General features: G+C 48.5%; 24 protein-coding genes. 8 read left to right on the forward strand and 16 right to left on the reverse strand.

The genetic code is table 11. From position 1 onward, the window contains the following. Nucleotides 1–1,683 (reverse strand): Mu transposase C-terminal domain-containing protein, encoded by a 1,683-nt coding sequence (locus ACJ9Y9_RS24115; RefSeq protein ID WP_010791757.1) that lies wholly within the window; start codon nucleotides 1,681–1,683, stop codon nucleotides 1–3. A gap of 261 nt (nucleotides 1,684–1,944) precedes the next feature. Between ACJ9Y9_RS24115 and ACJ9Y9_RS24120 the strand changes: the two genes are divergently transcribed. From ACJ9Y9_RS24120 to ACJ9Y9_RS24130, 3 genes are all read left to right on the forward strand, one after another. After that, the gene (locus tag ACJ9Y9_RS24120) at nucleotides 1,945–2,832 is read left to right on the forward strand and encodes a hypothetical protein (RefSeq protein WP_223271236.1); all 888 of its coding nucleotides are present in this window, start codon (nucleotides 1,945–1,947) and stop codon (nucleotides 2,830–2,832) included. Between the two features lie 2 nt (nucleotides 2,833–2,834). Beyond that, complete coding sequence (locus ACJ9Y9_RS24125) at nucleotides 2,835–3,083, forward strand: hypothetical protein (RefSeq protein WP_004196251.1); 249 nt, start codon at nucleotides 2,835–2,837, stop codon at nucleotides 3,081–3,083. Nucleotides 3,084–3,151: 68 nt separating this feature from the next. Continuing rightward, nucleotides 3,152–3,475: a hypothetical protein gene (locus ACJ9Y9_RS24130; RefSeq protein ID WP_004196161.1), complete on the forward strand. Its 324-nt coding sequence runs from the start codon at nucleotides 3,152–3,154 to the stop codon at nucleotides 3,473–3,475. Between the two features lie 173 nt (nucleotides 3,476–3,648). Here ACJ9Y9_RS24130 and ACJ9Y9_RS24135 read toward each other — a convergent pair whose 3' ends face one another. Then, complete coding sequence (locus ACJ9Y9_RS24135) at nucleotides 3,649–3,846, reverse strand: hypothetical protein (protein WP_094334529.1); 198 nt, start codon at nucleotides 3,844–3,846, stop codon at nucleotides 3,649–3,651. A gap of 14 nt (nucleotides 3,847–3,860) precedes the next feature. Then, on the reverse strand, nucleotides 3,861–4,454 hold the full coding sequence (locus tag ACJ9Y9_RS24140; RefSeq protein ID WP_039696301.1) for a hypothetical protein: 594 nt from the start codon (nucleotides 4,452–4,454) through the stop codon (nucleotides 3,861–3,863). 183 nt (nucleotides 4,455–4,637) lie between these two features. Between ACJ9Y9_RS24140 and ACJ9Y9_RS24145 the strand changes: the two genes are divergently transcribed. Together ACJ9Y9_RS24145 and ACJ9Y9_RS24150 are read left to right on the forward strand one after the other, a co-directional pair. Continuing rightward, nucleotides 4,638–4,844 carry a hypothetical protein gene (locus ACJ9Y9_RS24145; protein WP_003019785.1) on the forward strand — a complete coding sequence of 69 codons (207 nt, stop codon included), beginning with the start codon at nucleotides 4,638–4,640 and terminating at the stop codon, nucleotides 4,842–4,844. Nucleotides 4,845–4,871: 27 nt separating this feature from the next. Beyond that, nucleotides 4,872–5,330 carry a hypothetical protein gene (locus ACJ9Y9_RS24150; protein WP_004196228.1) on the forward strand — a complete coding sequence of 153 codons (459 nt, stop codon included), beginning with the start codon at nucleotides 4,872–4,874 and terminating at the stop codon, nucleotides 5,328–5,330. A gap of 22 nt (nucleotides 5,331–5,352) precedes the next feature. Here the strand turns inward: ACJ9Y9_RS24150 and ACJ9Y9_RS24155 are convergent, their stop codons facing one another. Genes ACJ9Y9_RS24155 through traJ form a run of 13 tightly spaced genes read right to left on the reverse strand, consistent with a single transcriptional unit; the run spans nucleotide 5,353 to nucleotide 19,119 of the window. Beyond that, nucleotides 5,353–5,532, reverse strand: a complete 180-nt coding sequence (locus tag ACJ9Y9_RS24155; protein WP_057521282.1) for an Hha/YmoA family nucleoid-associated regulatory protein — start codon at nucleotides 5,530–5,532, stop codon at nucleotides 5,353–5,355. A gap of 32 nt (nucleotides 5,533–5,564) precedes the next feature. Then, nucleotides 5,565–6,056, reverse strand: coding sequence for a hypothetical protein (locus ACJ9Y9_RS24160; protein WP_004196223.1), 492 nt, complete (start codon nucleotides 6,054–6,056; stop codon nucleotides 5,565–5,567). Between the two features lie 44 nt (nucleotides 6,057–6,100). After that, nucleotides 6,101–6,565, reverse strand: a complete 465-nt coding sequence (locus tag ACJ9Y9_RS24165) for a KfrB domain-containing protein (RefSeq protein WP_004196171.1) — start codon at nucleotides 6,563–6,565, stop codon at nucleotides 6,101–6,103. Between the two features lie 55 nt (nucleotides 6,566–6,620). Further along, entirely contained in the window at nucleotides 6,621–10,580 is a 3,960-nt protein-coding gene (locus ACJ9Y9_RS24170) for a zincin-like metallopeptidase domain-containing protein (RefSeq protein ID WP_109885645.1), read from the reverse strand. 5 nt (nucleotides 10,581–10,585) lie between these two features. After that, nucleotides 10,586–10,771 (reverse strand): hypothetical protein, encoded by a 186-nt coding sequence (locus ACJ9Y9_RS24175; protein ID WP_004196216.1) that lies wholly within the window; start codon nucleotides 10,769–10,771, stop codon nucleotides 10,586–10,588. A gap of 15 nt (nucleotides 10,772–10,786) precedes the next feature. Next, on the reverse strand, nucleotides 10,787–12,814 hold the full coding sequence (locus ACJ9Y9_RS24180) for a DNA topoisomerase 3 (protein WP_004196257.1): 2,028 nt from the start codon (nucleotides 12,812–12,814) through the stop codon (nucleotides 10,787–10,789). Further along, nucleotides 12,811–13,137, reverse strand: coding sequence for a hypothetical protein (locus tag ACJ9Y9_RS24185; protein WP_004196186.1), 327 nt, complete (start codon nucleotides 13,135–13,137; stop codon nucleotides 12,811–12,813). Before ACJ9Y9_RS24185 ends, ACJ9Y9_RS24180 begins: the two co-directional genes overlap by 4 nt. Continuing rightward, nucleotides 13,134–13,463 (reverse strand): hypothetical protein, encoded by a 330-nt coding sequence (locus tag ACJ9Y9_RS24190; protein WP_004196188.1) that lies wholly within the window; start codon nucleotides 13,461–13,463, stop codon nucleotides 13,134–13,136. Before ACJ9Y9_RS24190 ends, ACJ9Y9_RS24185 begins: the two co-directional genes overlap by 4 nt. A gap of 19 nt (nucleotides 13,464–13,482) precedes the next feature. After that, nucleotides 13,483–14,016 carry a conjugative transfer signal peptidase TraF gene (gene traF / locus ACJ9Y9_RS24195; RefSeq protein ID WP_004196194.1) on the reverse strand — a complete coding sequence of 178 codons (534 nt, stop codon included), beginning with the start codon at nucleotides 14,014–14,016 and terminating at the stop codon, nucleotides 13,483–13,485. Further along, nucleotides 14,013–15,959, reverse strand: a complete 1,947-nt coding sequence (locus tag ACJ9Y9_RS24200) for a type IV secretory system conjugative DNA transfer family protein (RefSeq protein WP_004196203.1) — start codon at nucleotides 15,957–15,959, stop codon at nucleotides 14,013–14,015. Before ACJ9Y9_RS24200 ends, traF begins: the two co-directional genes overlap by 4 nt. Beyond that, nucleotides 15,946–16,101 (reverse strand): type IV secretory system conjugative DNA transfer family protein, encoded by a 156-nt coding sequence (locus ACJ9Y9_RS24205; RefSeq protein WP_003019749.1) that lies wholly within the window; start codon nucleotides 16,099–16,101, stop codon nucleotides 15,946–15,948. Before ACJ9Y9_RS24205 ends, ACJ9Y9_RS24200 begins: the two co-directional genes overlap by 14 nt. Further along, nucleotides 16,098–18,731, reverse strand: coding sequence for a TraI/MobA(P) family conjugative relaxase (gene traI, locus ACJ9Y9_RS24210; protein ID WP_149998658.1), 2,634 nt, complete (start codon nucleotides 18,729–18,731; stop codon nucleotides 16,098–16,100). Before traI ends, ACJ9Y9_RS24205 begins: the two co-directional genes overlap by 4 nt. Nucleotides 18,732–18,759: 28 nt before the next feature. Continuing rightward, nucleotides 18,760–19,119, reverse strand: a complete 360-nt coding sequence (gene traJ, locus ACJ9Y9_RS24215; RefSeq protein ID WP_003019745.1) for a conjugal transfer transcriptional regulator TraJ — start codon at nucleotides 19,117–19,119, stop codon at nucleotides 18,760–18,762. 235 nt (nucleotides 19,120–19,354) lie between these two features. Between traJ and ACJ9Y9_RS24220 the strand changes: the two genes are divergently transcribed. From ACJ9Y9_RS24220 to ACJ9Y9_RS24230, 3 genes are read left to right on the forward strand one after another with little or no spacing between them, the layout of a single operon-like run. Continuing rightward, complete coding sequence (locus ACJ9Y9_RS24220; protein ID WP_004196210.1) at nucleotides 19,355–19,903, forward strand: TraK family protein; 549 nt, start codon at nucleotides 19,355–19,357, stop codon at nucleotides 19,901–19,903. After that, nucleotides 19,903–20,688 carry a conjugal transfer protein TraL gene (locus tag ACJ9Y9_RS24225; RefSeq protein WP_003019741.1) on the forward strand — a complete coding sequence of 262 codons (786 nt, stop codon included), beginning with the start codon at nucleotides 19,903–19,905 and terminating at the stop codon, nucleotides 20,686–20,688. The genes ACJ9Y9_RS24220 and ACJ9Y9_RS24225 overlap by 1 nt, the downstream gene beginning before the upstream one ends. After that, nucleotides 20,688–21,128 carry a protein traM gene (locus ACJ9Y9_RS24230; protein ID WP_004196152.1) on the forward strand — a complete coding sequence of 147 codons (441 nt, stop codon included), beginning with the start codon at nucleotides 20,688–20,690 and terminating at the stop codon, nucleotides 21,126–21,128. Before ACJ9Y9_RS24225 ends, ACJ9Y9_RS24230 begins: the two co-directional genes overlap by 1 nt. Nucleotides 21,129–21,144 lie beyond the last annotated feature (16 nt).

Here is a 21,144-nt window from a genome sequence, read left to right on the forward strand (position 1 = left end):
CTACCACTCCTCAATCTGGTCGAACGGTTTGGCAGGTGGCTGGTTGTCTGCCTGCGGGTCAGCCATGTCCGCGTCCGGTGGTGGCGTGGTTTTGAAAAGAACTGCCGTTGCCTTGAGATGCTGGCGTCGATCCGCGTCGCGCCGCGCCTTGCGCGTAGCTTTCTGCGCGGTGGACACGATTTCGCGCATCTGGCCGATCATGCGAAACAGCGCCGACTCATCCACCTGTTCGCGCCCTTGCTGCCGCAATTTCGCCAGCGCCTGTCGTTGTTCCCAGAGGGTGACAGCCGGGTGCGACAAGGTGCGGTATGGAATTTCCAGATAGTGCTGCCCCTCCGGCTCCAGCACCCAAATGCGGCTGATGTCGCGCGGGTCGCGCCGGATCAGGAACGCAGGCAAGCGGTCGCGCCGAGCTATCCACGGCTTGAGCGCATCGGCGTAGTAATGGATGTGGTCGATGACGAAGCCGGTGCGGGTCAGCGTGCGGCGGATGATGGGCAGAAAATCGACCAGAAAAGCCGTGGTGCGAGTGATGACGGTTGGCACGCCGGTCCGCGCGATAGCTTCGGCCCAGCGCGCTGCCGGCGGCTGGAGCAGGCCGTTGTGCACGGAGCCGTGGTAGGTGCCGACCGCCAATGTGAGCCAGCGCTCCAGCTCACGCAGCGTCAGGGCGGCCTTGTTTTCGGAATCGTAGTCGCCGCGCTGGTCAGGGTTGGAGAAGGTCGTCCCTGGCAATTCGTCGTGGATCATCTGCATCGCCGTGCCGATGATCCGTTCCACGATGCCGCCGTAGTGCGGCTGCCCGAGCGGGCGATAGTCAAGCCGGATGCCATGCTGCTCGCAGCCTCGGCGTAGCGCTTCGCTCTTGAACTCGGCCGCGTTGTCCAGGTAGAGCAGCCTGGGCTTGCCGCTCATCGGCCACTCCATTTCTATGTTCAGACCCTCCAGCCAGGGACGCTTGTCGCAGGCGACATGCACAAGGCACAGGCCGACCGAAACAGATGACGGCGCTTCCAGCGTGACGACCATGCCGAGCACGCAGCGGGTAAACACGTCGATGGCGATGGTCAGATACGGACGGCCAATCGGTTGCCGGTCGCGCTCGTCCACCACGATCAGGTCGATGACCGTGTGATCAATCTGCACTTGTTCCAGTGGCGCGGTCACGGCGGGAGGCTCACCACCGACACCTTGCAGGCTGCGGGACGCATCCTGACCTTCCCGGCGGCGAGTGGCCTTGAGCGGATCGAGGCCGGCGATCCGCAGAGCCACGGTGTTGCGCGCCGGCGCCCGCAGCTTTTGCGCTTTGCAAGCCTGCGCGACCTCGCGGTGGAACGCTGCCAGGCTACGCTTCTGCTTGGTCAGGAAGCGCTTTTGCAGCAACTCGCGGATGATGCGCTCAACTGATTCCGGCAAGCGTCCCTTGCCTTTTCCGCCGCCGGATCGGCTGCGAGCCAGGTCCGTCACAAGCCCAGCACCTTGCCGGGCACGGCGGATTAGGACATACACCTGCCGCCTGGACAGGCCAAGCGCGTGAGCAGCGGCATCGGCGGCTTCATGCCCGACCACATCAAGCGCTGCCAGCGGCCCGATGATTTCCGCCCGTTGCCGGGCCTGCGCCCAAGCCGCATCGGGCAGGGTGGCCACGCCTTGCTCGGCAATCAATGATGTGTCTGACGCCATGCTCACACCTCGCTTTGGTGCACACGAGTATTGAGCATAGTCGAGATTGGTGCAGATGACTTCTGATATTGCGTTGTCAGGAGTCGCCTGCACATCTGGCGTTACGCCCCGTCAATTGGTGCAGTCGTCTTCTGAAAATGACATAAACTGGCTAGGGCAATCAAGGCAACTTAAAAAAGCCATTAATGTGATAAAAATGAAATGACATCACTTTTGAATGTGGTAGCATCGTTGAATGTTAAATCATTCAATAGGAGTGAAATGATGGATCTAACACAGATTTCATTGCGAACGTCGAGAGATCAAGTCGAGCGTATCAAAACCTATGCTAAAGCAAGTAACCTGTCAGTTAACGCTTTCCTGGTTAACCTGATAGAGAACTCACTAAACAACATTGCTAATGATGGAACACAGAGCGAACTTACACGGCTTGTAGCTGAACCGGTCAAAACACTTTCGAGGCTTCATCACAAAATTTGCGATCCCTGGAATACAAATGAACCTGCTGATCTGACTCCCGCTGAAATAGCTTTTTTGACAGATGCGGCCAGGAAGCAACTGGATAGCAAACATTTGGCTGGCCCTGATTACTTTGCAATACGTGACCGCATCGATAATACCCTAATAGAAAGCAGTCTTAACTATTATCAGGATCTGTTCGGCTTTGCACATCGCTTCTATATTCGTGATGAAGAATCCAGAAGGACGTTTGCAACCGAACACGCGCCGGTAGGCATCCAATCCGTCGATTATTCGTTTACGGTTGGGAACAAGACCTTTACGATTATTGTCCGGGGAAATGACAGTAATTCCTTCGATACACCGGAGGATAACCGCCCTCCTGTTCTGGCGTTTACCTGTGAAACCGCGCAATTTGATACCCGCCATGATTGGGATACTTTCATTGCACTGGTGAGGCTCATGAACGCAGTACATAATGGTGAAGAATCTAAATGCCACGCCGGTACGCATACCCGCCTTGGCCGCCGTATGGATAGCGAAAAACCATGGTCACTTTTCTTAGGGAGACTGCAGCTGCTGCTGAAAGATAGCGAGCTAAAGGATATGGCTGTAGAATTTCATAAACTTGTTAATGGTGATGCGGCTAACGTTATCAAACAAATACGTTTACTTTACGGTGAGGGTTAAACATGAAAATATTTGCTCTTATTTTTTATATTTTCCCTTTGGCTTCTTTTGCTTCAAACGAAAATGTAGATCACGTTTTTATAAAGGCATTTCAGGCTGCAGTGGCTTCATCATTATGTACAGATGTAGCTAATGTAAGTAAAGATACCCAGCCTGAAAAAGAGCTTGAGCCTCTTATAAAAATGTGCGCAGAGAAAGGCGAACAGAGTCGCGCTATTCTTAACGCTTATACCAATGCAGCACACACTTGAGCAGTGAGTAGATAAACCAAAACGATCATGATACTGTATATATAAACAGTGTCATGATTAGGTGTCTCATGGGCGTAAAAGACTCGAATTATCAGATAGTTTACAGAGGTGAAGTGCTGGATCATCTTATCCCTGGTCAATGGGTATTCTTCCAGCGCCTGAAATCTTATGGTGGTGGTTACTGGCTTGGTCGTACATATCCAGATTTTTATCAGTTTGGCCCGGAGCTACCTGTATCGTTATCTCAGGGATTACAGTACATTATGGCCTCTGATAAGGTTGAGGCAGAAAGCCATGTCTTCGATGACGATTTTGAACTTTACGGAGGATGCTTTAATGAACAAAGTGATGAAAGCTGTGGGTTGGGCGGGGATAACCACTATAGTTCTTGATCTGGCTTTACCTTTCATAGGGGGAAAATCATTTATCGGCCCCGGATTAATCAAGAGCTACCCTTTTATTATTTGCTGGGCTGTGATTACTGTCATTTACTATGCGATTTACGCCAAGAAAAAGAAAATTTCGTAAAATCAGCGGCTACGATTTTAGCCGCTAAAGAGTTTTCTCAGGTTCCTGCTGGCGTCATCATCATCACTGCAATCATTCCTACTGCCACCGCGAGCATGAGAGATACTCCGATATTAATTACAGCTACAGCCGCCTTCCTGGGCGTCTTTTTATATTCAGGAATAAGCCAGAGCAAAACAATCCCGATAAATACAGCCACTGCCCCCATACCCAGCGGCTTCCAGAAAATTTCCATTAATTCTCTTCCTTCTATTTATCTTTAAATTCATCCTGCAGCTTATCAATGCCTTTAGTCAAATCTTTACTTTTGCCATCTTCATAATCAGGCCATGGAATAAACATCTTTCCTGATTCCTGCATCATTGCAATTGATGTAGGACAGCGCCATTCAGATTCATCGCCTTTTTTGTATTTAAAAATGACCATTCCACGTTCACACTTGACATCCGGGGAAATGGACTGAATAAATATCGAATTAGCGGAACCATTCTCACCGGTATTGAACATTGCACTGTCAAAAAATATAAATGCGAGAATTAATGAAAGCACGGCACAACCAGTATTCCAGAATTTTTTTCCACGTTCAGAATAAAATGAAAATACTATAACCATTACTAAAGATGAAATAAACCCCAGCCATTGTGACGCAACTGAAAGTTGTGAAAGTGTTTTAACTGTATAAATACCTTCACCAGAAATGAAAGACAAAATAAACGGTGAGATAATAAAGCAAATAGCTGGAAAGCAGGTAAATACAAGTTTGGCATTATTTTTGATTAACTGGCGTTCTCCAGAAGCCGCCGCGATCATCGACTGCCACATGATTTTTACCAGTGCCAGCATCAGAACACTGCAGATCAACATATATAGCACGGCGTACTCCCAATCCTTAGACGGTTTGAAAATTACTTGCAAATAGGACAAAATGTCCTATTATAGATACAGGACATAATGTCCTACTCAAGGGGTGATAGGGAGGCTGCCACCTCCCTATCCGACACCAAAAATCCGTGCAAGGAATTTCAAATGTCCCGTATATCGTATAGGAAAATCGACTCAGAGAACAGCAAGCGCCTTGCTTTGTTATCCCTTCGTGAATTTCTGAACGAACTACCAAAAGTCACCATTGACGAGATAGAAGGTCTGGCGGCTACCAATACCCATCTGGTAGAACAGATCCCACGCTACCTGAGTGAGATGGTAAGCTACGAATGCCGTTTAATTGGTTTCTGAATGTCATGAACTATAAGGATGAGTCAAATGAAAAATGAAAAGCCCTATGCAGGTTTGCTTAAACCAGAACATCTTTACTCGATGTTAAGAGCCTACATCATCGAACACGCACCCTTTGCGCTGTCAACTGTTGTTGTATCCGACGTGATTAACGCATATATGGGTAGAAACTCTGGCTATCCATTTCTAATGTCCGATGATTTACCGCCAAAATTCAGCGGTAAAGGTTTTGAAATTTTCGGTGCTTACAAAAACACCGAAAATGAGAGCACGCTGATCGAAAACTCAGCGGCATGGACTTGTTGTAAATTAACCTATTTAGAAACAGAAGATGACGTCAATACTTTTAATGAAGCCCTTAATGCAATGATGCGCTGGATGTACGCCACGGAGTATCTAATTAAGGACGAATGCGGCTACCTTCCTACTCAGAAATTATTTAGCGAATTAACATTAAAAATCAAACGTGAGTACGGCGACAACTAAATTAAAGGCCGGTATCCCGGCCTTATTTAACATTTTTCCACGCTGACGCAGGTACTTTATCCCATATTTTCCCATGAATTACTTCCGCTTTTCTGTGGTCGTATGCCCCCAAAAAATCCACCATATGTTCTTCGGGTACAGTGTCCCGTTTATGTTCATAAAGGCGTTCAACTGTATCTATCGCTCTGCAGCGCCGGAACATATACAAAAACTCGGACCTTTTATCTGAATGACTCACTTAGTCAGTCCTTTTGCCTTAGCCTGGTCTGCAGCATCTGCAATATCTTTAATCATTTCGCTCATTACATCGGCGCTGAATAACGGGCCTGCGGGAGTCATTACGGCGGCATGATACAGTTTTAGCGGTGTACCTTTGCTGTATTGTTCGCTGGCACTAATACGTAAAACGGAGTAAGACACTTTTTCAGTATTGGAGCCGCAAACCTTTTTATTCACGTCAATAATACGACTGTCTTTATTATCTGAAAGAGTCTGCGTAAGCACGCCAGAGTAAAGACATTTAGTGTCCTGTGAGATTAAATTTATTTCTTTTGGCGTAATATCATTTTTGTCAATCGGAGTATCCAGCGTCACCATTATTGGTGTTTCATCAGTATTTCCTTTTATCGCATTCTCAACCGTTGCACAGCTGGCACATGGGATACCGGTAGCATAAGTTAAAGGGGTAAAAATTAATAAAAACGCTGCGGTATATATTTTTTTCATTTCCTGTCCTTAAAAGGCATCTTTCGATGCCTTTAATTTTAATGTTAAAGCGAGCGCGATTTAGACTGACTGTTATTTAACTTCTGCGCTTCATCCTGGGTCAGTTCGCTCTTTACCTTCCCTACTCCACGAGAGTAAGCCACCTCGTAATTTTGCCCTACTACCGGCTCCTTCTCCCAGGCATTTCGATTATGCTGTACTAAGCCTTTCTGAGACAGCTGGTAGACGTGGCGATCGTCAACGTGTAGCACTTGTCCTACATGGGAATGCGGATAAACGTTCTTGGATGCCTGCTGCGCCTCGGAAAGCTGATAAATGCCTTTTGGCAAACCGGCCTCCGGCAATACCTTCTGTGTTTGCCATTCACCACCGACCACTTTATCTACCTGGCGGCTACCGTTGAGCACACATATTTTCATGGAGCCTTCTGGCTTCATGATAACCCCGATGTCGCTACTGTTACGACCTGCAGGCATCGCTGCATCTTGCGTATAACTGCGTTTTTGCATTGGTCTTACTCCTTATAATTTTACTGGCCCGCAGGCAGGCCAGTGTCAGAACGTCTTACATAGCGTGGCGAATGGTCCGCTTTTTCTCTTTTTCCTGAACGAGTTTTTTCTCTTCGGTCTGGACCTGTGACTGCTGCTGTTTTTTATTCAGCTGGTCAGCAATGACGGCTTTCAACTGCATCGCCACACCTTCCCGGCCAAGAGAACTATTTACGGCCAGATCGTTAAAGTCAGTGTAACGATCAGCGCGGCGAATAATATCAAGCTGCTTTTCCGATAGTTGCGCTGCCTGCAGTACCTTCACTTCGGCATCCGGGAGTGGCTTATCACCGCTCGTATGAGCCTCCAGTTTGCGCGAGGCGGTCTGGTGAGCAAGATACGCCGCCGGTTTAATCTGGCTGAGTTCGTCTTTCCCAGGTACTTCACCTTTAGCAAATACCGGGAACACCGCCACACCGCCGACAGCTTTCGCTGTCTCCAGCGCCTTTTCCCTGCCAACGTTTACACTGGCCTTATCCTTTACCTTCATTTTGCATGACTGAGAAATATCATCATCACCGGCAATGATGATTGGCTTATCGGGGTAGGCTTCTTTAAGTGCTTTAGCGACAGGTTCCAGATTACCTGAATCGAAGGCGGCGACCGTTGGCATATTAGTAGCCTCTGTGATGCTCCCTGCCGTTGCGTAACCTTCGGCCACGATCAGCACCGGGGATTCTTTAAGCGCGTCCAGCCCGCCAACGACATGGAAACATCCCTCTTTACGGGCGTTCTTGGCAAAACGTTTTGTGCCGTCCTCGTTGATGTACTGCATGGTCCATTGCTTACCCTGGACATCATAAGCAGGGATAAAGGTTTTCTGCCCTTCCTTGTCAGTGAACACGCCTTTATGCACCTGCAGCCCTTTTTTCTCCAGGTAAGCAGTTTGCTGCTGAGGTTCATTAAGTTTGGCGAGCTGCTTTTCAACACGCTTTGCAGAGGACTCATGGTCTTTTTGCTGCTGTGCCGCTTTTTCGGCCTGTTTCTGAGCTGCCTGCGCCCGCAGGAGCGCTTTTTCTTCGTCGGACTGCACATATCCCTTGGAAGACCAGCGTAACTCTTCTTTAGTGCGGTTGTTCTGCATAAAGCCTGCAGGATGGCCGTCAGTGTGGATGATATAAAAACCTGACTTCTCCCCTTTCTTGTCACCCTCTACTGTGATCCGATGCTTCTCACCATCCATAATTGGATGCTTCTGGCCCCGGTCAGTATCGGCATCGAGGATGCACCCAATATCTTTCAACGCGGTTTCCACTTCCTCCTGCAGCGTCATTGCCGGTGACTGCTCGATCACTACGTTTTCAGGTTTCCACTTCGCCAGTTTTTGCATATCAGCCCCGGCTTCGGCGTACCAGGTTTTTTTCTCTTTGTCCCATTTAGCGCCAGCTGCTTTAGCTTCTGCACGGTCTTTGTAAGGGACGGCCAGATCCTGACGCTCACCCACTTCCGGCGTTACGTCTTTCACAGATGCAACCGGCGTATTTTTTTCTGCAGCTGCAGCTGGCTCACCGCTCCATTTTGCAAATTTATCAAGAGATACGCCTTTTGGTACAAACCAGGTCTGTTCGGTTCGATCCCATTTAGCCCCAAGCGCTTTGGCTTCATTGCGTTCTTTGTAGGGTACATTGATTGGGGTATTTTCCTGCGCAACATTCAGGCTGAATTCCGGGAGAACTCGCCCGCCGTCTTCACCAAGGAAAACAGCCTCATTATCGCCCGGTTCCGGCCCCAGCGCATCCAGAGCGCGTTTCATTTCATCCGGGCTGTCAGCACCCTCCATCAGGCTTTCAACACGGTCCTGATACCATTCCTGCGCTTCTCCTGGCGGGAGTACGCTAATCTCATCATCAGGCTTGATAACACCTTGCGTTAAGGCTGCTTTTTCTGCCTCAAGCGTTTGGTAAAAATTGTTCTGCAGGTCATTCAGATCGACCTGACCGTTATCGATAAGACGTGAGTCATAAATTGAACGGTTATCCCCTTCGTTAACGGCGGCCAGCGCCTTAACCGCGCTGTTGGTCTGCATGATGATATTCACATGCTCATTCTGGCCGGGATTTTCCACAATGGTATATTTCGGCTCAGGCAGGAGGGTTAATGCTAAATCAAGCTCACGATATGCGCTCTTAATTTTGTCCTGAGCCTCATTCCAGTTCTGACTGAATGAAGAATGAAATTCGCTGTTACGCTTCCAGAAATCACTATCCTGATTGCTGTTCTGCGCATCAAAGAGGACGTTACGCGATAGTGTAAGCTGGCGACGGTTCATATTCTGGACGTGCTTAGAAAGGCCACTATCGAGATTAGAAAGAATGAATTTCTCAGCACGATACTGCCGCTGCTGTTCGGGTGTAACAGACGTTTCAGGTTTAGTGCTCATATTGATGCGCCCCGTTTCGATGGCGTCAGCATGCCGCTTAATGTTTTCCTTCAGCTGTTCTTGTAGTTCCTTGGGAAGCGCTGGCTTGTTAAATAATTCTGCCCTCTTCCTTTCACGATAAACCTCAAGGGATTCCTCTTCTGACGCAGGCGCTGCGGAAGATTCTCCATTAGGTTTTGACGCCAGAAAACTGGAATTAGGCCACCAGTTTTTAGGAAACTTAACGTCCTGCGGTAATTCTCGCGGGTCGCCACTGATATTTTCAATCTGACTCTGAACCTTTTTAGCCGCTAAAGTCAGGTTGTTATCTATGCTGGCGAAAGCGGTTTTAAGGGCATTACTTTGCCATTCATTATCAGAAGAGAATCCCGTTCCGGGTACACGTTCATCACCGATATACGTCAACGCTTTTCCGCGCCCAACCACATCAGTATGAACAGGAATAGTATTGCCGTTACTGTCTTCGTAGTTAACACGAATGGTTTCTTCGCCCAGCTCACCAGTGCCACGACTGTAATAGGTAACGTAACCAGCTTCCTCCGCTGTCTGCTCCAGAGTCATGAAAGTGAAATGGTAAAGTTGCACTGTTTCAGCATCGAAAATCTGCGGGTTAGTCAGCCGCTGTACCTCGGCCAAGACCTCATTATGCTCTTTTACGCGCTGCTCTGTTTCCAGCGTTACCGGTTGTTCCTGTGTCCTCTGCTGTTCAAGGCCCAGCACGAAGCCCTGGATTTTTTCAGCGTCAGCTGCAGCACGGAAAATCTCCAGCGGATCATCCTGCAAGGCTTTAATCCAGGATTTAACATAGGCGACATGCTGAGAAGGGTCATGACCTATTCCCAGCTCATCGCCCATGATCATGCTGGCAATTTCTGCGCGAAGTTCCTCTTTGGCGTAACCTTCACTACCAAAAGGATGGGCCAGATCACGATCAAGGCGTGAGGCGTGACCGGTCCAGTGGCCCAGCTCATGAAGTGCAGTGGCATAGTAACGGTCGGCACTTGGAAAAGCGGCCTGCTGCGGTAAGTGAATACTGTCTGTAGACATGCGGTAAAAAGCGCGGTCTACCTGGTCATGTGAGATTTTCGCGCCAGAGGCTTCAAGAATGGATTCGGCACGTTCAATGCTGTTCCAGCTCTTATCCTGGCGAACGGCCATTGGTGGAAGACCGTCAATCTGCTCCGCATTAAACACTGAGGCGATAAATACTTTCGGACGCTCCAGCTGGACGGTTTCCTTTACCGGCTTATCATCTTTATCGAGCACAATGCTACCATCATCGTTGCGCTTGATACGTTCCTCAGTGAATTTCCAGTATTGGACATGCGTACTTTTTTCGCCTTTCCTCACCTGCGCACCTGCAGCTGTCGCCTGCTTATAGGTCATCCAGCGCTGATCGCTGTAACCCTGCGCCATAAGGTGAATAGCGTTAATGCCCTTATAGCGTTTACCGGTGGTAGGGTTCATGGGAAGAGCGGCACCTGGTGCGCCCGGATTCCATGGCTTCTGCCATGGCGCCGTACCCTCTTTGAGCTGGGCTATCAGGTTTTCAGCCACAATCTCATGAAATGGTTTTTTCGCTTTAGCTTCTGCCATGGTCGTTACTCCGCATCAAAAGCACTTTCATATGCGTCACGCGCATTCAGTGCATCATCTTCGAACGCTCCCGCAAGATCAGCTTCATCCGGGGAAAACTCGGCTACATATCCCGGTGTCATCAAATCGCGATATTTGTCCTGTATTGCGTCGTTAACATCAGGGCGAATTACTGCGTTAGTGTCAGTCATATACTGCCTCCACGATTAAGCGCGTTTTACGGGGTTATAGTTCGGACTACCTTTAATATCCGGGTAAGACTCCTTACAGGTGGGATAACCGCTGCAGGACCAGAAGTGACCGGCTTTTTTGGACGGACGGCGAATAAGCCCTTTACCGCATACCTTGCATTTGTACTTGTCAGAAATTTGCACACCACCGGCAACTTTGATAGCTCCAGCGTTAATAACCTTAATCTGATCTCGTACAAATTTTTCCTGCATCTTCACAAAGGAATCAACGTCACGTTTGCCCTGCTCAATTTCCAGCAACATACGTTCGTTGATTGCTGTCATGACCGGGCTTTTAACCAGTTCTGGCAGAATGGCTATCAGCCCCCTTCCCAGCCTGGTACTGATAATGTCTTTGCCTTTGTTTTCGATAAAGCCACGTTTCTTTAACTCGGCAACGATTGTGGCGCGGGTAGCTGATGTACCGATACCATCACCTTCACGCAGTAATTTTTTCTGCGCCGGGTCTTCAACGTATTTATGAATATTTTCCATTGCGGTGTTGAGCGTACCGTCATTAAAGCGACGTGGCGCTTTAGTTTTGGCATCCTGACGCTGTGCCTGAGCACAAACAATTTCGTCACCATTTTTCATTGATGGAAGAGACTGTTCAGACTCATTTTCTTCGTCTTCATCCTCTCCATCTGAATAAACGTCTTTCCACCCGTTTTTAGTGGTTACGCGGCCACCGGCCCCAAACGTTTCACCATTAACATCAATAATAATTGTCGTCGCTTTATATTCATGCACTGGATAAAACTGAGCCAGATATGTTCTTACAATGAGATCGTAAATATTACGCTCTTCTGGCGTAAGCCTCTCAACGTTACCTTTGTGCATCGTTGGAATAATGCCGTGATGCGCTGTAACCTTAGAGTCATCAAAAGTTTTTGATTTTACTTTCGGATCAGCTTTATCGATTAGGGCAGCTATTCCCGGATAAGTAACCCGAAGAGAAGCCAGAATTTGAGGCGCATCTGCGTGTTGAGATTCAGGTAAATAAGAGCTATCAGAACGTGGATAACTGGTAAGTTTATGCGTTTCATAAAGAGACTGACATATAGCCAGCACTTGCTCACCGGAATAACCAAACTTGCTTGAAGCAACACTTGTTATACCGCCAAGAGAATAGGCTTTAGGGTGATATTTTTTCTTAGGCTCTTGCTTATACTCCACAACCTTACCGGTTTTCCCGGTTAAAGCTGCGACTAACTTGTCGGCTTCTTTTGTGTCAATCAGCCTTCCCTCAGAATCAAGACCAGGCTGATCTTCTCTGGCCTGCCATCCCGCAACAAACGCCCCTTTATCATGTTTAAAGACAGCTTTGATATTGTGATACGGAATTGGTTTGAAGTTTTCAATTTCAAGATCGCGGGCAACAACAAGCGCCAGCGTTGGTGTCTGAACTCGCCCGACCGTCAACAGAACACGCGAGCCACCACGCGCTGCCGACAACGTGAATCCTCTTGAAAGGTTCATGCCAACCAACCAGTCAGCCCGGCCACGCGCAAGAGCTGCACGACCAAAATTCACATATTTATCGTTGCTCTCCAGACCTTTCAGCGCCCTGGTAACACTTACCGTATCGTTCGCATTACACCAGTAACGCAGGACCGGTTTAGTGCATCCCATGTCATCAAGAATTTCATCAACCAGTAACTGCCCCTCACGATCCGGGTCGCCAGCATTAACAATAGTGTCAGCCCGCTCTACCAAATGCCGGATGGTTTTCAGCTGTTTCTCAGCATCTTCACGAGGGTTAATAATCCACTTTTCCGGGATAATTGGCAGATCATCTTCTCGCCAGATTTTTTTGCCGCTCTCATTGCGCGGCACATTATCTGGTGTATACACATCCGGTTCGGCCTGCTCATACATGTGACCAAAACACCAGGTCACATAGTCACTACCGCACTCAATGTAACCGTCTTTTTTATTCGTTGCGCCTAATATTTCAGCGATGGCTTTTGCAACACTTGGTTTTTCTGCAATGAATACTCTCATTTGACACTCCCTATTTCTGCCATAAGCACTTTAATTTCTTCACTATCAGGGATACATGAATTAACTTTATTTAATTCAAAACTGAAAACATCAAGAATGAATAGAGCGGACTCCAGATCCTGTATCAATTGATGTTTATCAAGACAATCTTCAATTGCGTACTGTGATATATGTTCAATCACATCAGCGGAGCGATGACAAACAGTGATAATTTCACTTCGCCTTTTTGTATCTTCACACTCTGATAAATTACCCAAAAGCGCCTCAGCAATGAGACTGCGATAACGAATAGTTTTCAAAGCATACATAATGAGATTATTCATACGGTATTACCCTCATTCGAAGAATCCGTAAGACAATCCGGTTTTTTCGGAAAAGGGCGTGGGTACGGTTTACCAGCAGTAAGGTTATAGGTTCGATTTTCCACACCAGAAACCTCCGCCAACTTACTTAAAAATTCATCCTGAGATTCAATCCAGCCACGAATCCAGGAACATTCATCCATAAGCTCTGGCGTTTTTTCATATAACAATTCGAGTAGCTCGCGATTCTCATCAATTCGTTTAAAAATACCCCGATTGTTTTTTGAAATAACATTTTCCAGTGCTTCTAACTTCTCCTTCTCCGCACTCTGATGAAATAATCCCATATCAATTCCCCTATTCTTTTTACCAGGTCATTACAGGTAATACCGTAGAAATAATCTGTGACTTTGTGACCGCGCCGAAGTATCTCCCGTCAAATGATGATGCGCTGCGGTCAGTCATCAGCAACAGTTCAGATTTACCCAACGTGTACACTTCACGAATGGCGGGCAGTTTACGCCCGCCCGGATCAGCACTTAACGGCTTGCTGTAAGGCAATAACTGTCCATTGACGTAAACACCATCATCACGAAAAGCGACTTCATCGCCTTTAGCCGCTAAAATCCGCTTCATCATCTCGCCATACCCCCCAGGACAAAAGCCGCTGCCGATGTAACCGCGCTTCTGTGCCAGGGAGAAAATAGCCTTTTCAGGCGGGCAGAAAATTACATAGTCGCCCTTCTCTGGCGCTTTCTGGCTGATTTTGTACAAGCCAACAGGGATACTTTTCGTGGTATTGATGCGTAACCCGGCGGCATATCCAAGGCCACACACAACTGCACCAATCAATGAAGCTGAAATAACACCAATGGCAGCGTACCGGGTCACTTTTTTCATATTGCGATAGCCTCATTACTGGCGTCATCATTCGCAGCAGCTGCGGCGCGAATACGGTCGGTAGTTTTTGGCTCAGGTACTGAGGCACGAAGCGAGAAAATTTCATCCTGGAAGAACAACGGCTGTTTTCCATAAATGGCCGGGAACCCTGCCACGTAAACCACCATGTCGCCGCGCTCGGTGATCAGACCTTCTGCATTCTTTTTAGGTCCAGGCATACGCAGGCATTCGTCCACAGTCAGCAGCGGGCGCTGTACTTCCTGCATGGTTTTGGACACGCCACCCAGTATCGCGCTGGCACGTTTCCCGCTGGTTGTGATCTGCTCTTTGATAACCGTTGTCTGCCCGGTCAGCTTAGAAAGGTGCTCGGCTGTCTCGGTACGGTTAGGTGGGTATGCGTTCTGCACATGGCAGTTCGAGGTGATTGTTTCATCCGGCCCGTAACCTGTCTCACGGCTACGCAGCTGGTTAATATCCTGACAGATGAGGTAGAACTTGATGCCGTAACCCGCAAGGAAGGCCAGCGATTCCTGAATGATTTCGAGTTTACCCAGGCTTGGGAACTCATCGATCATAGCCAGAAGACGATGTTTGTAGGTTTTCTTCGTCTGTACTCTTTTGGTTCCCTGGACAGAAAAACCAAACGCCTGTTTAAAGCGCTGCCACAGCGTAAGGTTGTTATTGACGCGCTCAAACTCCATCTTATCGGCCAGCAAGCGAACAATCATGTTCAGCATGATTCGTACCAGCGGGCGCAGACGAGCTTTATCGTTTGGCTGAGTGACGATGTACAGGGAAACCGGATCGTCATGGTTCATCAGGTCTTTAATTTTAAAATGTGACTCGCTGACGTTGCGGGCCACAACCGGATCACGGAAAAGGGCGAGGTAAGATTTTGCAGTAGACAGCACGGAACCGGCTTCCTCTTCCGGGCGGTCCATCATGTCTCGGCCAGCTGCACCCACAACCGGATGATTCTCGCCGTTTACGTGGCCGTATTGCGTCATTTCCATCCACAGTTCCCCAGCCCCTCTTTCCGGGTCGGCCATGATGGAATCAACATACGGAAGCGTTGCTGGCGTACCATCATTTTTGTGCTTGTAAAGTACATGGAGGATCACACCAACTAAAAGCGCCTGTGATGTTTTCTGCCAGTGGTCGTTCAGCCCTTTACCGTCCGGGTCAACTATCAGCGTGGCAAGGTTCTGAACGTCGCCAACTTCGTTTTCAGTACCCACACGGATTTCATCGAGAGGATTCCAGGCGACGGAACCATTGGCAGCTGCAGGTTCGAATTTCAGACACAGATTCTTGGCGTATTCTTTACGCCAGCCCGCCGTCATCGCCCACAGTTCACCTTTAAGGTCAGCCACTACCGTTGAATGTTTCCAGGAAAGCAAGGTGGGAACAACCAGGCCGACACCTTTACCCGAACGGGTAGGTGCATATGTCAGAACGTGCTCCGGGCCGTTGTGACGCAGATACTGCAGCTGGCCGTTTTTGTCTTCCCATGCGCCAACGTAAACCCCTTCATCATTCCCCAGCAGGCCAGCAGCTTTAATATCCTGCTCGTCAGCCCATCTTGCAGAACCATGAAGATATTCATTCGCCTTGGATGAGTTTGCTTTCATCATACTTGTCAGTGCAGTCAGGACCAGACCACCGGCAGCGACCGTAGCCCCGACACTGCCAGCTGCAAAAAACGCATCAGGTAAACGGTCATGCCATGCTGAATACCATTTGAAATAGGACCACGGCGCGTAGATGTGATTGAAGTTTGGCCCCAGCAGTTCCTGATAATTAAAGCTGTAAGCGAAATACTGTGTGGCAGCCTGGATGCCAGCCGCCAGTGAAGTGATGGCCATCGCCGGGATCAGTTTCCCTCTCGCAGTTTTCTTTTTATTACGGACCTGCGGCCCTACAGCGTTATTAGGCTTTCTCATTGGCTTCCTCTTTTATCTTCCAGTCATCATGGGTGACATCCATTACTACGACTGAATCCGGCCATGATGTTACAAGTGGGATCACTATCCCCACTCCTTTAGGGGATTCACACAACACCGGTGTTGATTCTTTTTCTTTCATCGACTTCTTCCTTTCGTTGTCCTTACTGAACCGGAAGGGGTCAGTGTGACCGACTCCCCGACTTTAAGATTGCTCAGTCTCCGGGCGGTGTAATCGCTGACAGGCATAACAACAATTTCATCATCCCGTTTTAGCAGGGCTAACGTTTCCAGCCCGCTTTTACGTTGGCCTGCATACTCAAACAGACCTTTATCAGTAGAATTATACCCTCTATGTTTCGGTATATCGAACCCTTTAAGGCGTTTTTGCTCACGTTCATTGATATATTTTTCAGCACTACTCAGCGGTTTCTTAACCTCAGCAGGCGTTGTTATTCCTCCTGCCCCAGCCATATCCCGTCGCAGTTGATCAGCACGTTCGGCTGTTTTGTGCTCCAGCTGGTCAGAAACATTACCCTGCAGTAACACTTCACTTCCTCCGGCGATGCGAACCATACCGAGTTCGGACATTGCTCGCAGACGGTTTTTTGCTGTGGGCGGCGGCTGGCGTCCAGGTCGCGCAACGTTGGGCTTACTATGTCCTCGTTCGCCATTTGGTTCGGCTGCTCGACTTCTCCCTGTACGGGTGTCATCACTCCTTCCTGGCTGGCTTCCTGCTGTAGTAACAGCATCGCCTGTGCCAGTTCGTCTTCCGCTGCTGCTGGTTCCATATCCGTTTCCGGCATCAGCGGAGGTGCTTCGTCCTGTGAATCCTGGCTCATTTGCCCCAGTAGCATTTCCAGTGCCGCTTCGTTCTCGTCCTGCATCGGTTCGTTCTGTTCCGGCATATCTTTGTCGTCTTTGCTCATTGTCTTTTTCCTCATTCATTCGGATAAATTTTTCAATCCGATCTCTGGTTGCGTAAGGACCGACAAACCAGGATTTCTTTTCGGTGTCCCACATAGCCCCGGCTTGTCGGGCTTTGCCTCGTTGCTCAAAGGGAATGTGGATGTATTCACGTTCGCGGGCCGCTTTTTTAGTCAGAATTTGTCTCAGCTTTTCCAGTTCAGGATCGGCAAATGACACGTTCAGCTCACGCGCAGCGGCTACCGCTACGATGCGTTTTTTAAACTCAAAACTGCCGTTAACGGTGAGTTTGTCTCCGTAACGGTGTTTAGCCATAAGCAGTGCGGCATGAAGACCGTCATCTCCGGCATCGCGGGATACATCCAGACGTTTACCACCGTCACGGATAGCACTCTCTCCCACGCGGTAAATAATCGTCCCTTCCTTCGTTACGCTGTCCGGTTTCAGTCCAGGGATACGGCCATCTTTTTTGACTTTATCGCCATGCAGAATGTTGGCCTCTTTTCGGGCCTGCTGTGCATTCCGCTGGCGTAAAGTTTTCAGCGCTTCATCATCACCACCTGCGGCTTTGAACTGCAGCCAGTCAGCCCATGTACGGCGTTTATGAATGTCATAAGCTGCCTGTCGGTCTTTTTTATAAATGGCATTTGCCCGTTCAAGTTCTTCCCCAAGTGCCTTACTTGCCAGACCATATAAATAGCGTTTATTCACGCCCGGCCCTTTCAGTAACTTGATAGCTGCTCGCTTTAACCGGCCTGACCTTTTGGCGTTTTCAATGAGGCGATCACGTTTAACCTTTGCCAGGCGTAGTGCTTCGTTACGGGCAGCTGTAAGCCGTTGCTGTTCACTCTGGTAGCGCCCGTAAAGAGCTGAGGTACTTGCCCCCTGAGAACCCAGCGGTTTGCCCTCGTAGCGTTTACCACTGTTAATCTGCATAACGGGAACATCGCCAAGGTTAACCTGTCGGTTTTCACGCATTGGAGGCGGGCGATCTCCGGGCCGCTTAACGTGTGCAGCTGAACCGAATCGCTGTTTAATCGCTTCCGGGGAAGGTCTGGAAGGTTTCGTGTCGGGTACGGAAGACTCAAACGAGCCTAATTTCTTTTCAAGCGCTGCGCGGGATAGTGAGCGATCTACAGAGCTGGCTTTTACAGCAAGGCCATCGGGACCAGTAATAACGAATCCATTTCCTTTCTGGCGTAACTCAAGCCCATTCTGGCGCATTGCCTGATGTAACTCTTGCCAGTTAGCCGCACTCTTTAATTGATCTGCGCACTCCCTCTTTATCCAGCCAAGCAAACTTTCTCTGCCGGAATGCCTTTCCATATCTGCCGCATTATTTTCAGATCGCGTTTTACTTGCCCGATGATTGTCGCTTTCAAGGCCAAATTCCTTTTCGAGTGCCAGGCATACCGCTGAACGGGTTTTGTAATCGTTGTAGGGGGTATGAATGTTGTGAGTTTGTGGATGGATTTTATTTATAGCGATATGGATATGCACATTATCAGTGTCGTAATGAACAGCACTGACACGCTGATGATCGGCATATCCCATAGCCTCGCAGATACGTTCTTCTGCAGCGTCCAGAACCTCCTGTGACGGTTTTTCTCCAGGACGGAAGGAAATGACAAGGTGATAAGTCTTGTCGCCCTCAGAGCGCGTGTTACGCCGCTGTGTTGGCTCTATATCATAGCGGGCTGCATCAAGAATGTTTTCCTGATGACAGTTCGTAACCTTAATAACGCCCACGCGCTCCTGTTTGCTTTGCGGGTCTTGCAGATACTTTGCAAGCTCAACAAAACTACTTTTCTTAACATTACGCATTGGGATGTGACGCGAAATCACGATGCCCCCTGGATTTTAGCCGCTAAAATCATTTGCTCAGTATCCTGTCCATTACTGTGCGTAGCTCGTTTTGGGTTGACTCGATTTTTCCCAAAAGAGTTTTGATCAGCGATGCGGAAAAATTACGGGTTCTCTCGTCATTGGAAAGCCACAACTTAAGCAATCCCCCAAGTCGGCCTAAGTCACCATTTACCCGACTCAGCTCCTGAACCTGTTCAATATCAACCATGGATTCCACTTCATAACCCATTCCAACCTTACGCAGAAATGCCGCTGTACTCAGACCAGCGGCATCTGCGTTGCGCTTAATGATTGCTTCTTCTTCTGGCAGAACTGGCACACGAATGTGCTTGCCATGTTTACGTGTAGTTTTCACTTGTTCCGTCATTTGACCTCACTCGCGGCGGTAGCCGCGTAGCCTCGCAGAGCAGGACTCCCCTTGAGAATCGAAGATGCGAATAAGGGGAGAGTAAAGTTTGATAACCTGTTTACAGGTTAGCTAACTTTACATGTCCTGCCCGGCTTTCGCCGGTGTTTACGCCAAGGAAAGTCTACACAAAGAAAAGTGGAATGTCGTGTTTTTTGGTGCAAAACTGTGGATATAACGAAAAAACGGCGTTACTATGCCGCATACACCGGAAAACCAACGTTTTCCGGGCGGTTTACAACTGTTATCCTGCTCAAATACACACGGAAATACACAGAAATACCTCATAAATACACACGCAGGTTATCGGATGGGAAAAGACTATTTAACTGACCTACAGGAGTGGGTTAAGCAGAAAAAGGGGCTGAACGGCAAGAGTGCAAACAGCGCGAGGGTAGTCTTCCTGGCAATCCGGGAAGACGTCAAAAACGCGATTGAAGCCGGTTACTCTCTTACAACGATATGGGAACACATGCACGAAACTGGTCGTGTTAATACCACATACGAAACTTTTCGTCGGCATGTCCGGCGATACATAGATGAGCGAAAACGTGCAGCTGCTGTTAGCGAAAGTACACCTGCTGGAGCGGTGGTAAAGAAAGAAAGCCAACAAGCCGGACTGTCACCAAAGAAAGAAAACGTGATCCCGGAGAGAACGCCGGTCAAAAGAGAGCCGCCTACGAATACCGGCAGTCAGCTGCCAACTTTTAATTTTAATCCTGGAAAAAAGAAGGGGACTAACTAATGCCTACTGCAGACAAAAATAAAAAACAAAGTGAAGCTGAATCAGTGCCGGTACGCCATGCTGTTCACAGCGCCCAGCAAGGAAAAGGTGGTTGTGGTAAATCCGTTAGTACCGCTTTGCTGGGAATGTACAAGATTAGCAAAGGTGAACTACCGCTGTGCATCGATACCGATCCGCTCAATCCGACATTCTCTAATTATGAAAAACTGAACGTCCGACAGCTGAACATCATGGAAGGTGATGAAATTAATCAGCGCAAACTGGATACCCTCATCCAGTGGATTGATGAAGCCGGTGACAGGGACGTTATTATCGATAACGGCGCTCCGTCATTTATTCCGTTATCAAGTTATATGATTAGCCAGCAAATCCCCGCCCTGCTTTATGAAATGGGTAAACAGCTTGTCATTCATATCTCGATTGTGGGGGGGCAGGCACATGATTACACCGTCGAGGGGTTCAAGGCCATGGTGGAGCAGTATCCGTCAGAAACCCGTTTTGTTGTCTGGCTTAACCCGTATTGGGGCGCGGTGGAATCCGATCAGGGAGTGCCATTCGAAGAATCAGAAGCGTACCTGATGAATAAAGACAAGGTGGATGCGCTTATCCGGTTGCCTACGCTCAAAAAAGAGTTACACGGCCAGGACTTTGCCGACATGCTGGAAAATTACAAGACCTTCGATGAGGCCATTGAAGATAAATCATTATCTATTATGGTTCGCCAGCGTCTGAAACAGGTTCGCGCCCTTGTTTTCGAACAGCTTGATTTAGCAACGGTGATCTGATGGATGATAAGACGGAAGAACTCATTGCGCTCATTGCTAAAAAGCATGGTATAGCACTGGATGAAACCGATCCGATTATGGTCGTTCCTACCCTGCTTCGGTATTTGCTGGATGAAAGCCAGGAGAAACAGGGAGAAATTCTGGATGAGTTTAAATCCGAGCTACAAAGCGCCCTGATGCAATGGGATTACAGCGCGAAGGATAAGGCTGACCGTATCCTTAACGCCGCGCTAAAGGCCAATACGGAAGTAATGGAGCGTGTTTTGACATCTGCAGCTACAGAAACCGCTGCCATAATCAGAAAAGAAGTTCAGGACGAGATCAGAAAATCGCGGTCGCACATAGAAGGGGCAAGAAAACTTGCCATGATGAATATGGCGGCGGCGGTGATCACCTTAATGGCTGCAGCCGTCGCATTCATTGCAACATTTTACAAGTGACTATTAGCCGCTAACT

This window comes from Enterobacter sp. CPE_E1241, assembly GCF_045618265.1.
Classification (GTDB): domain Bacteria; phylum Pseudomonadota; class Gammaproteobacteria; order Enterobacterales; family Enterobacteriaceae; genus Enterobacter; species Enterobacter adelaidei.

Coding starts and splice junctions, on each gene's coding strand:
- ACJ9Y9_RS24170 (WP_109885645.1), bottom strand. CDS start 10,580: ATGGCAGAAGCTAAAGCGAAAAAACCATTTCATGAGATTGTGGCTGAA.
- ACJ9Y9_RS24200 (WP_004196203.1), bottom strand. CDS start 15,959: ATGAGAAAGCCTAATAACGCTGTAGGGCCGCAGGTCCGTAATAAAAAG.
- ACJ9Y9_RS24230 (WP_004196152.1), top strand. CDS start 20,688: ATGGATGATAAGACGGAAGAACTCATTGCGCTCATTGCTAAAAAGCAT.
- traJ (WP_003019745.1), bottom strand. CDS start 19,119: ATGACGGAACAAGTGAAAACTACACGTAAACATGGCAAGCACATTCGT.
- ACJ9Y9_RS24155 (WP_057521282.1), bottom strand. CDS start 5,532: ATGTTCCGGCGCTGCAGAGCGATAGATACAGTTGAACGCCTTTATGAA.
- ACJ9Y9_RS24160 (WP_004196223.1), bottom strand. CDS start 6,056: ATGAAAAAAATATATACCGCAGCGTTTTTATTAATTTTTACCCCTTTA.
- ACJ9Y9_RS24220 (WP_004196210.1), top strand. CDS start 19,355: ATGCCGCATACACCGGAAAACCAACGTTTTCCGGGCGGTTTACAACTG.
- ACJ9Y9_RS24185 (WP_004196186.1), bottom strand. CDS start 13,137: ATGAATAATCTCATTATGTATGCTTTGAAAACTATTCGTTATCGCAGT.
- ACJ9Y9_RS24140 (WP_039696301.1), bottom strand. CDS start 4,454: ATGCTGGCACTGGTAAAAATCATGTGGCAGTCGATGATCGCGGCGGCT.
- ACJ9Y9_RS24190 (WP_004196188.1), bottom strand. CDS start 13,463: ATGGGATTATTTCATCAGAGTGCGGAGAAGGAGAAGTTAGAAGCACTG.
- ACJ9Y9_RS24165 (WP_004196171.1), bottom strand. CDS start 6,565: ATGCAAAAACGCAGTTATACGCAAGATGCAGCGATGCCTGCAGGTCGT.
- ACJ9Y9_RS24115 (WP_010791757.1), bottom strand. CDS start 1,683: ATGGCGTCAGACACATCATTGATTGCCGAGCAAGGCGTGGCCACCCTG.
- traF (WP_004196194.1), bottom strand. CDS start 14,016: ATGAAAAAAGTGACCCGGTACGCTGCCATTGGTGTTATTTCAGCTTCA.
- ACJ9Y9_RS24125 (WP_004196251.1), top strand. CDS start 2,835: ATGAAAATATTTGCTCTTATTTTTTATATTTTCCCTTTGGCTTCTTTT.
- ACJ9Y9_RS24205 (WP_003019749.1), bottom strand. CDS start 16,101: ATGAAAGAAAAAGAATCAACACCGGTGTTGTGTGAATCCCCTAAAGGA.
- ACJ9Y9_RS24135 (WP_094334529.1), bottom strand. CDS start 3,846: ATGGAAATTTTCTGGAAGCCGCTGGGTATGGGGGCAGTGGCTGTATTT.
- ACJ9Y9_RS24180 (WP_004196257.1), bottom strand. CDS start 12,814: ATGAGAGTATTCATTGCAGAAAAACCAAGTGTTGCAAAAGCCATCGCT.
- ACJ9Y9_RS24145 (WP_003019785.1), top strand. CDS start 4,638: ATGTCCCGTATATCGTATAGGAAAATCGACTCAGAGAACAGCAAGCGC.
- ACJ9Y9_RS24130 (WP_004196161.1), top strand. CDS start 3,152: ATGGGCGTAAAAGACTCGAATTATCAGATAGTTTACAGAGGTGAAGTG.
- ACJ9Y9_RS24120 (WP_223271236.1), top strand. CDS start 1,945: ATGATGGATCTAACACAGATTTCATTGCGAACGTCGAGAGATCAAGTC.
- ACJ9Y9_RS24150 (WP_004196228.1), top strand. CDS start 4,872: ATGAAAAATGAAAAGCCCTATGCAGGTTTGCTTAAACCAGAACATCTT.
- ACJ9Y9_RS24175 (WP_004196216.1), bottom strand. CDS start 10,771: ATGACTGACACTAACGCAGTAATTCGCCCTGATGTTAACGACGCAATA.
- ACJ9Y9_RS24225 (WP_003019741.1), top strand. CDS start 19,903: ATGCCTACTGCAGACAAAAATAAAAAACAAAGTGAAGCTGAATCAGTG.